A 13,168-nucleotide genomic window follows, 5' to 3' on the forward strand; every position below is an offset into this window, starting at 1 on the left:
AGGCGCGGCGCGGAAGGCGCGGCGCGGAAGGCGCGGCGCGGAAGGCGCGGCGCGGGCGCGTTGGCGTCCGTGGCGCTGCCAGCTCTCCTTTGGCAGCCCGCGACGAGCTGGTGGGGCCAGAGGGGTGACGGTCCTGGAGCTGTGTGGGCCGTGCCGAGCGGGTCGTCCGGACGTGGCTTGGGAGGGGATGGCTTGGCGGGACGGGACGCCTCGGGTGGCTCGGCGCTCGGGGAGGGCTCGGCTGGGGAGTGTTCGGCTGTGCGGGGCGCGGGGGGGGCGGGCTTGAAGCTGGCCGGCCGTCCCCGGCCGGGTGGTGGTGCTGGTTCGGCGGGGACGGCGCGGACGGTGGTGAGGGAGGGGGACAGACGACGCCGTAGAGGCGGTCGCCGGCGTCGCCGAGGCCGGGGATGATGAAGCCGTGCTCGTTGAGGTGGTCGTCGATCGCGGCGGTCACGACGCGGATCGGGGCGTCGGTGTCGGCGAGCGCCTCCTCGAGGTACTTCATGCCCTCCGGGGCGGCGAGCAGGCAGAGGGCCGTGACGTCCCGGGCGCCGCGGGCGAGCAGCAGCTTGATCGCGGCGGCGAGGGTGCCGCCGGTCGCCAGCATCGGGTCGAGGACGTAGCACTGGCGGCCGGACAGGTCGTCCGGGAGCCGGGTGGCGTAGGTCTGCGCCTGCAGCGAGCCCTCGTCGCGGATCATCCCGAGGAAGCCGACCTCGGCGGTGGGCAGCAGCCGGGTCATGCCGTCGAGCATGCCCAGGCCGGCCCGCAGGATCGGCACGACCAGCGGCTTCGGGCTGGCCAGCTGGACGCCGTGGGCCTCGGCCACCGGGGTCTGGACGGTGACCTCGGTCACCCGCACGTCCCGCGTCGCCTCGTAGGCGAGCAGGGTCACCAGCTCGTCCGCCAGCCGGCGGAAGGTGGGCGAGTCGGTGCGTACGTCCCGCAGCGTGGTCAGCTTGTGGGCGACGAGCGGGTGGTCGACGGCAAGGGTCTGCATACGTTCACGGTAGCCGACCCCGGAGGGCTGATCAGATCGTGCCCGGCCTGCGGATAGGACGTCGAACCGCTGGGCACCATGGCGGTATGGACAGCGATCGTGAAGTCCGCCCGAGAGGCGGCTCCCGGCCCGTCCGGGAGCCCGCCCCGGACCCGCCCGGCGCGGAGGAGAACCGACGGGCCCGTGCCGCCGAGCCGAGCCGTCCGGCGCGCGAGAGCGACGCCGGGCGTACGCGAAGTCCGGAGACAGAGCGAACCCCCCGTGCATCCAGAGCCGAAGCCCGGCGGCCGAGGGCCGGGACGGCGTCCCGACCGGAGCTGGAGACGGCCGCCGCGCCGGAGACCGAAGCGACGTCCCAGGCAGCGAACGACACCGAGATCGACACGGTCGCCTGGCAGACGGCCGAGGCGACGTCCCATTCCGGGGACGAGCAGATCTCTCGTCCCGAGGTCCGGCGGACCTCCCAGCCGGAGCACGAACCGGCTTCCCGGCCGGACGGTGAGGCGCCCGGTCCGCCGCAGACCGAGATGACCTCCCTCCCGGAGAGCGAGAAGGCCCCGCCAGAAGCCGAAGCGGCGTCCCGGCCGGACGACTCCACGACTTGCCCCTCGGAGATCGAGACGGCCCCCCGGGCCTGCGAAGCACCGCCGGACGCGGATACCGACCCCGATCCCCCGCTGGGAGGCGAGAAGAACGACCTGATCGGGAGCGAGGCGGGTTCTCCGCCCGAGGACGCTTCCACCCCGTCCCTCCAGCGGAGTCGTCCGGCCCGGAGCCGGAGGGCACGCTCGCCCCGGGACGCCGGGGTCGATCAGCGGTTCCTCGATGTGGACGCCTTCTTCGAGTCCGAGCGCAGGCCCCGCATGAGGAACCGGCCACCGGGTTCCGTGGCCCGGGCCGAGCCGGGGCCCGCGAATAGCACGCCCGGTATCGGTGATGCTGGATATATGGCCAGGAGAGTTGTCCGCCTGGAGATGGAGCTCGGCACCGAGCGCGGCCGCCGCTCGGAAGGCGGCCGTGCCCTGTGGCGCGGCAAGGTGCGTCCGGCTTCGCCAGGCGAGGAGTACGCGGACGACGACGTCCGGTTCGGCACGTCCGCGTCCCCCCGTGAGCGCGGCGGGAGGGCGGAGGACGGCAGGCCCGGTGCCGCGTCCGGGCGGAGGGCGGGCGATCCCCAGGAGGCCGGGGTGCTCAATCTCACGCCCGAGGAGTCGCGGGAGCGGCTCCGGCGGCGCGCCAGGTTCCTGCGGGAGCTCGCCGAGGCCCGCGAACTGCGCGAACGGGTCACGCCGCATCGTGCGCGGCGCAAGCAGATCCACGCGGCCCTCCGCCGGCGCACCTTCCGGTTTCTGGGCTGACGTCCGCCGCGCGGCGGTGTATCACCTGGTCACAAGCAGTGGTAAGCGAGGTCCGGCGGGGCGCGGTGTCCCCGCCGGACCCTCGAAACGTCCCTGCCGGAGGGGCCTACCGGCCATCCGAGGCTCCCGGCGGGGCCGGATCGAGTAGATTCGGACGGCGCGGTGTCCGGACGGACGCCGTGGCACCCCGCCCGGCACGGCGGCGGGGTTCGCGAGGGGCGGGGCGCGCCTGTGCCCCCACCTCGCAGGACACGCGCGCCGGTGGGGTGGACATGACGGATGTGGACGCGGCGGACTTCGCCGTCGTGGTGTACCGAGAGGACGCCAGCTGGGAGGCGGAGGTCCTGCCGGTCGCGTTGACCGAGGACCTGGAAGGGCTGATCCACGCCCTGCGGCAGCAGCCGAGCCTCGGCGGCACCATCGGGCTGGTGTCGGTGGGCGACGACTTCTTCGTGGCGATCCGGCTGCTCGGCGACGAGGACATGGTCTTCCTGTCCGACGTCACGGCCTCGGTGGACTGGCCGCTCGCCCAGCAGGTCCTGGAGTATCTCGACATCCCCGTCCCCGAGGACGAGGAGCTGGACCAGGTGCTGCCGGTCGGCGACATGTCGATCTTCTCGGACCTGGGCCTGGACGAGATGGAGCTGGGCGCGATCTCCGGCGACCTGGAGCTGTACCCGGACGAGATGCTGCTCAGCATCGCGGGGCGCCTGGGCTTCGCCATCGCCTTCGAGCGGGCCCTGGACGCCGTCGCCTGACGCCGTCCCGGACCTGGGGCGGGTGAGGGGTGTGACCCGGGGAGCTCGTGGTCCACAATGAAACGGTGTCGTATTTCGCCGCTGTCTTCGCCCGCACGCCCCAGGGCTGGGTGGGAACCGAGGCCGCTCTCGCCGAGGCCGAGAGCGTCGACGACATCGCCGACCAGCTCCGCGAGGCCGCCGTCGAGTCCTACGGGGACGCCGTCGTGCTGCTGGTGGAGCAGGAGGACGACTGGTTCGCGATCGTCCGGCTGGACGGCGACGACGAGCCCAGGGCGTATGTGTCGGCGGTCCGTGACGACCGGCTCGCGGGCCTGTTCCAGCCGCTCGTCGGGGACGCCCCCGACGGCGATCCGTCCGGCGACGCGTCCCTGCTCACCGACTTCGGCGTGGACGGGGAGCAACTCGGTGAACTCGGCGAGCGCTCCCTTCCCGGGGACGCCCTGCTGACGATCGCCGAAGCCGTGGGCTTCGGCGAGGAGTTCGACCGCCTCCGTGACTGACGACGCCGCGTCCGCTCCAGGCCGTCCTGAGCCCGGCTTGAACCAGGATTTCGGCGTTCCCGCCACGGACGACGCCGCACGCGAATACGAGCCGAGCATGCGCCTCGCCCTGGACGAGGCGCGCCTCGCTGCTCAGGCAGGGGACGTCCCGGTGGGCGCGGTGGTCCTCGGCCCGGACGGGACCGTTCTCGGGCGGGGCCGCAACGACCGCGAGGAGACCCGCGACCCGACCGGCCACGCCGAGATCGTCGCGATGCGCGAGGCCGCCTCGGCGCTCGGTTCGTGGCGGCTGTCCGGCTGCACGCTGGTGGTGACCCTGGAGCCCTGCACGATGTGCGCGGGCGCGGCGGTGCAGTCCCGCCTCGACCGCGTCGTGTACGGCGCCGTCGACGAGAAGGCGGGCGCGGTCGGCTCGCTGTGGGACGTCGTCCGGGACCGCCGGCTCAACCACCGGCCCGAGGTGATCATCGGGGTACTGGCCGACGAGTGCGCCGCTCCGCTGATCGAGTTCTTCGCATCCCGGAGAGTCCGGTAAGCTCTCCTGCGGTGGCGTCGCCTAGTGGACGAGGGCGCACGCCTCGAAAGCGTGTGAAGTGCAAGCTTCCGTGGGTTCGAATCCCACCGCCACCGCCATCTAGATGGCCTATGAGCTGGCCGAACGTCTGAGGGCGGCACCTACGGGTGCCGCCCTCAGACGTTTCTGGGGCTCGAAGCCCGGGGCCGTCCCGTTCTCAGGGCGTGACGTACAGGCCGATCGTGTCGGCGCCCCCGGACAGGAGCTCGCACTTGTACTGCTGCCACTTGTTCTCCTTGACCCCCTTCTCGCCGTCCTGATGGCACATCACGTTCCCCATGAAGATGTTCGGGTAGCCCTGGACGAATCGCCAGTCGGCAGCAGACCGTGGGGCTGCCACGGCCGCCTCGGCGGATGGGGAGGCGAGCACGGCGGCGGCGAGCGGTCCGGCGGCCAGGGCGGCGAGCAGAACGGTGCGGATCGTGCGGGCGCGTCGAAAGGAGTTCATGTCCCCTCATCTCTATGTGTGACCGATAACTTACATAGAGTAACTGTGAGGTGATGGGAAGCTTCGTCTGCCCCACGCCGGTCACCAGTCGGCGGTCTTGGGCTCGTCCACCGTGGAGATCTCGGCTGGGCGTTCCGGGGGTTCTGTCAGGGGTCTTCGGGGGCGACGTCTTCGGGGGTTTCCACGCGGAGTTGCTTTCGCGCCTCGATGCGGAACTGGTGGACGGAGCCGACCAGGCGTTCGTACGGGGCTTTGGAGTACTCGTCCGCTCTCGGGTCGGCCTCGTCGCGGGTCTCGGCCAGGACGGCGTAGGCGTGGCGCAGCATCAGGCGGGCCGCCAGCTGCAGGTCCCTGGTGCCGAGGAGCCTGATCTGCTCCACGAGCAGGCGGAGCTCGTGGTAGTCGTCCTCCATCTCGCGGAGCACGGAGTCCCGGTCGGCGCCCGCGTGCTTGACCTGGTTGCGTCCGTGCAGGATCTTCCGGACGCGCACCGCGGTCTCGGAGCAGAGCTGGTGCATCGGCTCGTCCCACCGCTTCCTGAGGGCCTCGCGCTCGCGGCGCCGCTCCATCAGGTAGGTGGGCACGAATCCGATCAGCGCGCCGGCCGTGACGGGAAGGACCGTGAGGGCCGCCTGGGTCGTCAGGGACATGGGTCCGGCATCTTCCTCATGGTCGGGCGCGTCGGCCCATCCTTCACGGCCGGCACGGGGTGATCAAGTGCGGCGGAGCAGGAGGCGGCCCTGGCGGTGGCGCTCGTTCTCGCCCGGTTCGCGGCGGCTGCGGGCGACCTCGGTGAAGCCCGCCTCGGTGACGCGGTCGGCGAGGGCGTCGAGGGGCCAGCGGTACGCGGGGGCGACCCGGTGGTCGAAGGGGACGGGCTCGGCGCCCTCGGCCGCGAAGAAGCCGAGCAGGAGGTAGCCGCCCGGGGCCAGGACGCGGTGGAACTCGTCCAGGAAGGGCCGGAGTTCCGCCGGGGGCGTGTGGATGGCCGAGTACCAGGACAGGACGCCGCCGAGGGAGGCGTCCGGGGCGACCACGGCGTCCATCGAGCCGAGGTCGAAGCGGAGGTCGGGGTGGGCGGACCGGGCGATGTCGATCATCGCGGGGGCGACGTCGAGGCCGAAGGGGTCCAGGCCGAGGTCGCGCAGGTGCGCGGTCATGTGGCCTGGACCGCAGCCGACCTCGACGGCGGCGGTGTTGCCGGTGGAGCGGACGAGTTCGGCGAACGCCGCGAGCGACGCCCGGTCCAGCGGCTGGTCGTCGAGGATGCCTTCGACGAACTCGGTGTAGATGACGGCGACGGAGTCGTAGGCGTCGGCGGTGGCGCTGACGTAAGAGGAAGAATCGGGCACGGCCGCCCACTCTAGGGGCCCGCCGGGCGCGCCGGGGGTCAGCCGACGGTCACGAGGGCGACGCCGGTGGCGGCCAGGGCCAGGCCGACGCGTTGGACGCTGCGGAGCCGCTCGCTGTAGGCGATCCGGGCGAGCAGGACGGTGATCGCCGGGTAGAGCGAGGTCAGGACGGCCGCGAGGCTGAGGAGCCCGCTGTTCACCGCGAGGTAGTAGAGGGCGTTCGCGGACGCGTCCAGGGCGCCGGAGAGGAGGGCGAGGCCGATCAGGCGGCGGCCCGAGACGCCCGCTCCGGGTGCGCCGCCGCGCGCGAGGACGGCGACGAGGGCGAGCGCGACGATCGTGAGGTTTCCGGCGCGGGCGGCGACGAGCGGCCAGAGGCCGCCGTCCGTTCCCGCGTACTTGACCAGGGCGAAGAACAGTCCGAAGCAGACACCGGAGACGCCCGCCATGAGCGGCCCGTTGTCCAGCCGGTTGCGGGAGCGCTCGGCCGGGCCGTCCGACTTCTCCATGCTGACCAGGGCGATCGCGACGAGGCAGATCAGGACGCCGATGAGGACGGTCGCGTCCAGGCGCTCGCCGCGGGCGACGCCGACCGCGATCGGCAGCAGCGCGGACGCCAGCGCGGAGACGGGCGCGACCACCGACATCGGGCCGCGGGCGAGCGCCCGGTAGAACGCCAGCAGGCCCGCGCCGCCGGCCAGTCCGGCAGTGAATCCCCAGGCCAGCGAGGTGGACGTCGGGGTGCGGCCGGTGAGCAGCGCGGAGGCGAACAGGACGGCGAGCCCGGCCGGGACGCACCAGAACAGCGCCTTCAGCGTGCTGGAGTAGCGGGTGACCGTGCCGCCGAGGAAGTCGGCGAGGCCGTAGGACAGTGCGGCGCCGAGCGCGAGGACCGTGACCATCAGTCGAGCAGCCTGGTCTCGATGTGGACGTCCGGGGAGATCGCGCGGAGGTGGGCGGCGAGGGCGTCGCCGGCCGCGCGCAGGCGGTCGAGCGGGTAGGGCTCAAGGCGTTCGAACAGGAACAGGGCGTTCTTGGTGTTCTCGGTGATGCGGGTGCGGACGCACTGCCGCCAGTTCCAGCGGCGGCACGTCACGCCCTTGTCGTCCCGCCAGACGACCTCGCCCTCGGCGGGATGCTCGACGGCCGGTTCGCCGTTGGAAACGATGTCGAACGGCTCGTCCCCACGCGCGCGCACGAGCCGGGCCGGGCCCTCGTAGGTGTCGAGGTCCTCACCGCCGATGGGCAGCGCGTACTCGACGCTGACGGCGTTGTAGGCGTCCACGACGCGGTTGATGGCGGGCAGGGCGTCGGCGCGGCGGAGCAGGGCGTCGACGGACGGACGGGTCCGCTTGGGCTTCGCGCCGAACGCGGCGTACGCCTCGCGCCAGGCCTCGACGTGCGGGTCGGACGGGTCGGCGACGCTCGCGGCGGCGGCCAGCCAGCCCTCGGACGCGGCGTCCGAAGGGCCGTTGACCAGGCCCTCCGCGGACATGAGGAGGACCGCGAAGTCGGGGCGGAGCTCGCGTACCCCGGTGTCGACGACGATCTGTTCCAGCATGGCGGATCTCCCCTCGGTCATTTCAGTGAACCTTGTATATCATTATATCGACCGAAGGTAGGATGTCGCGAATGAGCGAGCAGGAGGCGGTCGGCGGCGCCGTCGCACGGACCGTCCGGACGCTGCGCACCGGCCGCGGCTGGAGCCTGGACGAGCTCGCCGAGCGCGCGGGCGTCAGCAAGGGCGTGCTGGTCAACCTCGAACAGGCGCGCGGCAACCCCAACCTCGGCACGCTCATCCGGGTCTCGGACGCGCTCGGCGTCCCGCTCGTCCGGCTGGTGCAGGTGGCCGAGGAGCCGCCGGTCCGGCTGCTCCCGCCCGCGCGGCAGGTGGTGCTGTGGCAGGGCGAGGCCGGCGGAACCGGGACGCTGCTCGCGGGCACCGAACCGCGCCCGACGATGGAGCTGTGGAGCTGGGACCTGCGGCCCGGCGAACTGCGCGAGAGCGAGGCGCACAAGCCCGGCACGCAGGAGATCATCCACGTCGAGTCGGGCACGCTGACGCTGTACGTGGACGGCCACACCGAGCCCGTCACGGCCGGTTCCGCCGCGGTCTTCCCGGGCGACCGCCCGCACGGTTACGGAAACAACACCGCGGAGCCAGTGAGGTTCATCCTCGCGGTACTGGACCCGTAACGGATCCGGGGGGACCGGAACGGCGCGAAGCGGCTCGTGCGTTCAGTGGGTGGGGGACGCTTGTCAACACACCCCCGGACCGTTCATGATCCCGTCCAGCGGGCATGTCGGTCCTGACCTTCACGAGGGGCTGCAGACGGTGAACCGGAACGCGACCCAAGCCCGCGCCGGGGTGACCGGCGCGGTGATGGCGCTCGCCCCGCACACCGGTCCCGGCCCCGGCTCCCGCCCCGGCCCCGGCGACGCTCCCTTCGCGAGCCCGCCGCCGCTGCCCGGCGTGGCGGGCCACCTGCTCTCCGGTGTCGCGGCGGGCCCGTCCGGGGTATGGGTCGTGGGCTCGGTCGGGCAGAAACCCCTGGCGGCACGCTGGGACGGCACGTCCTGGACGGTCCTGCCCGATCCGTCCGAGTCTTCTTTGGCGTCCGCGGTTTTGCTGGGCGCCCGGCTGCGCGGCGTGGCCCACGTCTTCGCCGCCGCACCTGGACGGGATGGTGGTGCGGCCGCTTCCCGGCAGGCGGAGGCCGCAAGGAAGAGCGCAGGCCCGGCATCTGATTCGGTCCTGACGAACCCCGCGAGCCTGACGAACCCCGGAAGCGGCGCGACGCCGACGACGGCCGCGCGGGCGGACGGCGAGACGGTGATCGCCGTCGGGGGCGCGTACGACCGGCTGGAACGCGTGGACGTGGCGCTCGTCCGCCACTGGACGGGTACCGCATGGACGGCTTGGGAGGCCCCTCACCTGCTGCGCGGCATCGTGCTCAACGCCGTCGCACCGGCCGGGGAGGGCTGCGCGTGGGCCGTCGGGCACGCCACTCCGCACGGGCCGCGCGCGCTGCGCTGGGGCGGCACGAACTGGGAGCCGTCCGACGTCCCCGACATCCCGCACGGACGGCTCGTCGCCGTCGCGGCCTTCGCTCCGGACGATGTCTGGGCCGTCGGATCAGCCGGCCGAGACGGTCTCCTCCTGCACTTCGACGGGCGGAACTGGAGCCGGGTCCCGAGCCCGGCCAAGGGGCCGCTGACCGGCGTGTCCGCGTCGGCCCCGGGTGAGGTCTGGGCGGTCGGCCATAACGCCGTCCTGCGCTGGGACGGGCGTCGCTGGTCACGCGTGAGGACGCCGTTGAGCTCGGCGAACACCGTGACGGCCCGCGCGTCCGACGACGTCTGGATCGCGGGAGGCGAGGGCGGGGCGGCGCACTACGACGGCCACGCCTGGACCGTCCATTCGGCCCCGGAACCGGCCGTCTGGCTCGCCTCGGCGTCCGCCCCCGACCGCACGCTCTGGCTCGCGGGCACGCGCGCCCAGGAGCACGCGCCAGACACGCCCGACTCCCCGGCCGTCACCGCACAACCCAAGGACGCTTAGCCCGCGAGCCGCCGCTCAGCCGCTCGGCGGGCGGTGTCAGGAGGTCAGGCGGACGGGCATGGCCAGGTAGCGGAAGCCGGTGTCCGCGTCGGGGTCGGCCTCCTCCCCCTCCTTCTCCGGGTCGGGGATGCCGGTGAGCAGGGCGGCCTTGGTGGGGCTCGCGCATTCGAGGCGGGCGAACTCGGTGCGGATGCCGGCCAGGCCGTCCAGCAGGTACTGGGGGCTGAAGGCGATGTCGATGTCGTCGCCGACCAGCTCGGCGGCCAGCGACTCGTTCGCGCGCGCGGCGTCGCCGGACGCGGCGCGGACGCTGACCTCGCCGCCCGCGAACGCCAGCCGGACGGGCGTGCTGCGCTCGGTGACCAGCGCCACGCGCTTGATCGCCTCCACGAACGGCGCGGTGCGGACGCGGGCCACCGACGTCCAGTCGCCGGTGAGCCGCTTGCGGTAGTCGATGTACTGGTCGTCGAGCAGCCGCGTGGTCATGCTGCGGTCGCCGCCGGACACCCCGATCAGCGTGTCGGCCTCGCCGGTGAGGCCGAGCGACACGGTCGCGCCCGGCCGGATGGCCTTGGCGGTGTCGGCGAGGGTGCGGGCGGGCACGACGACGCCGGCGTGGAAGTCGGCCGCGTCCGGCGACCAGGTGAGCTCGCGGGCGGCGATGCGGTACCTGTCGGTGCAGGCCAGCCACATGGTGTCGGCTTCGAGGTCGATCCGGACGCCGGTGAGCATGGGCAGCGTGTCGTCGCGTCCGGCGGCGGGGGTGACCTGCGCGACGGCGGCGGCGAACGCGTCCCCGGCGACCGTGCCGGCGCGCGCGGGCGGCTCCGGCAGGGTGGGGTAGTCCTCGACGGGCATGGCCTGGAGGCCGAACTCGGCGCTGCCGCAGCGCAGGACGAGCTCGGCGTCCTTGGTCAGGAACTCGACGGGCTGCGCGGGCAGGCTGCGGACGATGTCGGCGAGCAGCCGCCCGGGGACCAGCGCCCGGCCGGGCGTGCCGACCGCGGCGTCCAGCCTGGCCTGCGCGGAGACCTCGTAGTCGAACCCGGCCAGTTCGAGACCGCCGTCCGCGTCCGCGACCAGGCGCAGGCCCGCGAGGACGGGCTGGGCCGGGCGCGCGGGAAGCGTTCGGGCGGCCCAGGCCACGGCGTCGGCGAGCGCCCCACGATCGACCCGGAACTCCATGATCTCCCCTTTTGCTGGGTGATGACCGGCAGCGTCCCGAACCCTAGCCGCCGTCACCGACAGAACTCACCCGCACGGGGGATCCGGATCGCCGGGACGGGGGAAGCGCAGGTCAGGGCCGTCCGCGCAGGATGGGGACATGGAGATCACCTTGGCCCGGCCCGGCCGCCGACCGGCGTCCGCCCCTCTGCTCGGACGGTCCGCCGCCTATGCGGCGGCGATCTGGGGCGTGCTCTTCTCGGCCGTCCACATCTACTGGCTCGCGGACGGACGGCTCGGGCTCCCCGGTGGACGCGGCATCTACGGAACGCCCGCGCTGCTGGTCATCGACGTGATCGCCATTCCGGCGTCGCTGGGCGCGGCCGGGCTGGCGCTCGCGGTCGTCCGCCCCTGGGGAGGGCGGCTGCCGCGCCGAATCCTCCGGGCCACCGTCTGGGGGACGGCGGCGCTGCTCGTCCTGCACGCCCTCCCCAGCGCTGTCGACTGGGTCGCGCTCGCCTCAGGCGCGCGAGAGGTGGCGGACCTCAGCGCGGAGGAGCGTTTCGCCACCTTCCTCTACGAGCCGTGGTTCATGACCGGCGGCGTGCTGTTCGGCTTGGCCGCACGTGCGATACAGGGCCGTCGTTGAGCGCGGACGTCCGCCCACACGCGTAGGCCCCGCACGGGGCGCGGGGCCTACGAGTTTGAGTGCGGGGCCTACGAGAACGAGCGCGGGGCCTACGGAACTGGTCAGAAGAGGACGGCGGCCTGCCCGGCGGGCTGGTTCGAGCGCTCGAAGTCGAGCAGGAACCGCTTGGTCTCGATGCCGCCTCCGTAGCCGGTCAGGCTGCCGGTGGAGCCGACGACGCGGTGGCACGGGACGATGATCCCGATCGGGTTGCGGCCGTTGGCCAGGCCGACCGCGCGGGACGCGGTGGGGTTGCCCAGCTCGGCGGCCAGCTCGCCGTAGCTCACCGTCTCGCCGTACGGGATGCGGGTCAAAGCCTCCCAGACGCTCCGCTGGAACGGCGTGCCCTTGAGTTTCAGCGGCAGGTCGAACTCGTGCCGCCCGCCGGTGAAGTAGTCCGCGAGCTGGGCCGCCACGGACGCGAACGGCTCGTCGTCAGGGTCTCCGGGCGTCCCGAAGGTCTCCTGCGGTGGACGGTGCCGCTGCTGGTGCATGTAGAGCCCGACCAGTTCCGGGCCGTCGGCGACCAGCGTCAGCGGCCCGACCGGGCTGTCGATCATGACGTGGGTGTGCACAGCGGATCTCGTTTCATGCGGGAATCGTGTTGATGGCGTGGTCGCCCGTCGCCCACAGGTGCTGGACGGCGTAGGAGCGCCAGGGCCGCCAGGCCGCGGCGCGCCTGGTCAGGGCGGCCGGGGTGGCGGGCAGGTCGAGCGCCTGCGCCGCGTACCGGACGCCGAGGTCGGACGCGACGAACGCGTCCGGGTCGCCCAGCGACCGCATGGCGATGGTCTCGATCGTCCACGGCCCGATGCCGGGGAGTTCGGCCAGCTTCGCGCGGGCCTCGTCCCAGTCGGCCCCGACGCTGAGGTCCAGGTCGCCGGACGCGAGGGCGGTGACCAGGGTCTTCAGGGTGGTGCGGCGGGATTCGGGGAAGGCGAGGCCGGACGGTTCCAGTTCCATGAGCGCGCCCGGCATCGGGAACAGGTGCGTGAGGCCGCCTCCCGGGTCCTCCACCGGCTCCCCGTGCTCGCGCACGAGGCGCGCGGCGTGGGTGCGCGCGGCGGCCGTCGACACCTGCTGCCCGAGGACGGCCCGGACCCCGAACTCGGCGCCGCAGACCGTCCGCGGCACGCGGCGCCCGGGGGCCTTCCGGACGAGGGGTTCGAGCACGGGGTCGGCGGACAGCAGCTCGTCCACCGCCTCGGGGTCGGCGTCCAGGTCCAGCATCCACCGGCACCGGCTGATCGCGATCGTGAGGTCGCGCAGGTCGGTGAGGGTGAGGGTGCAGGCCACGTACGTGGGGGTCGGCTTCAGCGCGACGACGCCGGGACCGTGCGGGAGCCGCAGTGTCCGCCGGTACGCGCCGTCCCGCCACTCCTCCACGCCCGGGACGGCCGTGGCGGCGAGATGCCCGAACAGGTTGTCCGGGAAGAACGGCTGGCGGAACGGCAGCCGCAGCGACAGCGTTCCGTTCGCGGCGGTCGGATGACCACGGGCCACCCGGTCGCGCAGTTCGGTCGGCGTCTGGGCGAAGACCTCGCGAATCGTGTCGTTGAAGGCCCTGATGGACGCGAATCCGGAAGCGAACGCGACGTCCGACATCGGCAAGGCGCTGGTCTCGATCAGCAGCCGGGCGGTCTGCGCCCGCTGCGCCCGGGCGAGGGCGAGCGGTCCGGCGCCCAGTTCGGCGCGTAGCTGCCGCTCGATCTGCCGGGTGCTGTAGCCGAGGCGGGTCGCCAGGCCGGGCACGCCCTCGCG

General features: G+C 73.2%; 15 protein-coding genes, 1 tRNA gene and 1 pseudogene. 8 read left to right on the plus strand and 9 right to left on the minus strand.

Translation table 11 applies throughout. From position 1 onward, the window contains the following. Positions 1 to 370 precede the first annotated feature (370 nt). A pseudogene (gene upp / locus AB0J52_RS10620) lies at positions 371 to 1,000 on the minus strand (uracil phosphoribosyltransferase); the annotation flags it as partial. 947 nt (positions 1,001 to 1,947) lie between these two features. On the opposite strand from upp, the gene AB0J52_RS10625 reads away from it, so the two are divergent. The 5 genes from AB0J52_RS10625 to AB0J52_RS10645 all read left to right on the plus strand — a co-directional run bounded on the left by AB0J52_RS10625 (position 1,948) and on the right by AB0J52_RS10645 (position 4,252). Beyond that, positions 1,948 to 2,358 (plus strand): hypothetical protein, encoded by a 411-nt coding sequence (locus AB0J52_RS10625; RefSeq protein WP_500181331.1) that lies wholly within the window; start codon positions 1,948 to 1,950, stop codon positions 2,356 to 2,358. 272 nt (positions 2,359 to 2,630) lie between these two features. After that, positions 2,631 to 3,116 carry a tRNA adenosine deaminase-associated protein gene (locus AB0J52_RS10630; protein WP_500181332.1) on the plus strand — a complete coding sequence of 162 codons (486 nt, stop codon included), beginning with the start codon at positions 2,631 to 2,633 and terminating at the stop codon, positions 3,114 to 3,116. Positions 3,117 to 3,181: 65 nt separating this feature from the next. Beyond that, positions 3,182 to 3,619 (plus strand): tRNA adenosine deaminase-associated protein, encoded by a 438-nt coding sequence (locus tag AB0J52_RS10635; protein WP_500181333.1) that lies wholly within the window; start codon positions 3,182 to 3,184, stop codon positions 3,617 to 3,619. A 97-nt stretch (positions 3,620 to 3,716) separates the two neighbouring features. After that, complete coding sequence (gene tadA / locus AB0J52_RS10640; RefSeq protein WP_500181345.1) at positions 3,717 to 4,154, plus strand: tRNA adenosine(34) deaminase TadA; 438 nt, start codon at positions 3,717 to 3,719, stop codon at positions 4,152 to 4,154. 10 nt (positions 4,155 to 4,164) lie between these two features. Then, positions 4,165 to 4,252 (plus strand) — tRNA-Ser (locus AB0J52_RS10645). A gap of 98 nt (positions 4,253 to 4,350) precedes the next feature. On the opposite strand, the gene AB0J52_RS10650 is transcribed toward AB0J52_RS10645, so the two are convergent. From AB0J52_RS10650 to AB0J52_RS10670, 5 genes are all read right to left on the minus strand, one after another. After that, positions 4,351 to 4,641 (minus strand): hypothetical protein, encoded by a 291-nt coding sequence (locus tag AB0J52_RS10650; RefSeq protein WP_500181334.1) that lies wholly within the window; start codon positions 4,639 to 4,641, stop codon positions 4,351 to 4,353. 146 nt (positions 4,642 to 4,787) lie between these two features. Then, the gene (locus AB0J52_RS10655) at positions 4,788 to 5,291 is read right to left on the minus strand and encodes a hypothetical protein (protein WP_500181335.1); all 504 of its coding nucleotides are present in this window, start codon (positions 5,289 to 5,291) and stop codon (positions 4,788 to 4,790) included. A gap of 63 nt (positions 5,292 to 5,354) precedes the next feature. Then, positions 5,355 to 5,993: a class I SAM-dependent methyltransferase gene (locus AB0J52_RS10660; protein WP_500181336.1), complete on the minus strand. Its 639-nt coding sequence runs from the start codon at positions 5,991 to 5,993 to the stop codon at positions 5,355 to 5,357. A 38-nt stretch (positions 5,994 to 6,031) separates the two neighbouring features. Beyond that, the gene (locus tag AB0J52_RS10665) at positions 6,032 to 6,895 is read right to left on the minus strand and encodes an EamA family transporter (RefSeq protein ID WP_500181337.1); all 864 of its coding nucleotides are present in this window, start codon (positions 6,893 to 6,895) and stop codon (positions 6,032 to 6,034) included. After that, a complete protein-coding gene (locus AB0J52_RS10670; protein ID WP_500181338.1) occupies positions 6,895 to 7,554 on the minus strand; it encodes a B3/B4 domain-containing protein in 660 nt (219 codons plus the stop codon). The genes AB0J52_RS10665 and AB0J52_RS10670 overlap by 1 nt, the downstream gene beginning before the upstream one ends. Positions 7,555 to 7,625: 71 nt before the next feature. Here AB0J52_RS10670 and AB0J52_RS10675 point away from each other — a divergent pair, with 71 nt between their 5' ends. Then, positions 7,626 to 8,189 (plus strand): helix-turn-helix domain-containing protein, encoded by a 564-nt coding sequence (locus AB0J52_RS10675; protein ID WP_500181339.1) that lies wholly within the window; start codon positions 7,626 to 7,628, stop codon positions 8,187 to 8,189. Between the two features lie 85 nt (positions 8,190 to 8,274). Then, positions 8,275 to 9,555, plus strand: coding sequence for a WD40/YVTN/BNR-like repeat-containing protein (locus AB0J52_RS10680; protein ID WP_500181340.1), 1,281 nt, complete (start codon positions 8,275 to 8,277; stop codon positions 9,553 to 9,555). A 36-nt stretch (positions 9,556 to 9,591) separates the two neighbouring features. On the opposite strand, the gene dnaN is transcribed toward AB0J52_RS10680, so the two are convergent. After that, the gene (gene dnaN / locus AB0J52_RS10685; protein ID WP_500181341.1) at positions 9,592 to 10,740 is read right to left on the minus strand and encodes a DNA polymerase III subunit beta; all 1,149 of its coding nucleotides are present in this window, start codon (positions 10,738 to 10,740) and stop codon (positions 9,592 to 9,594) included. 139 nt (positions 10,741 to 10,879) lie between these two features. On the opposite strand from dnaN, the gene AB0J52_RS10690 reads away from it, so the two are divergent. Beyond that, positions 10,880 to 11,368, plus strand: coding sequence for a DUF3995 domain-containing protein (locus AB0J52_RS10690; protein WP_500181342.1), 489 nt, complete (start codon positions 10,880 to 10,882; stop codon positions 11,366 to 11,368). Between the two features lie 101 nt (positions 11,369 to 11,469). Here AB0J52_RS10690 and AB0J52_RS10695 read toward each other — a convergent pair whose 3' ends face one another. Together AB0J52_RS10695 and AB0J52_RS10700 are read right to left on the minus strand one after the other, a co-directional pair. Then, complete coding sequence (locus AB0J52_RS10695) at positions 11,470 to 11,982, minus strand: methylated-DNA--[protein]-cysteine S-methyltransferase (RefSeq protein ID WP_500181343.1); 513 nt, start codon at positions 11,980 to 11,982, stop codon at positions 11,470 to 11,472. A 13-nt stretch (positions 11,983 to 11,995) separates the two neighbouring features. Further along, positions 11,996 to 13,168: DNA-3-methyladenine glycosylase 2 (locus AB0J52_RS10700; RefSeq protein ID WP_500181344.1), on the minus strand; the 1,173-nt coding region annotated here is incomplete at its 5' end.

Source organism: Spirillospora sp. NPDC049652 (assembly GCF_040675125.1).
GTDB lineage: Bacteria > Actinomycetota > Actinomycetes > Streptosporangiales > Streptosporangiaceae > Spirillospora.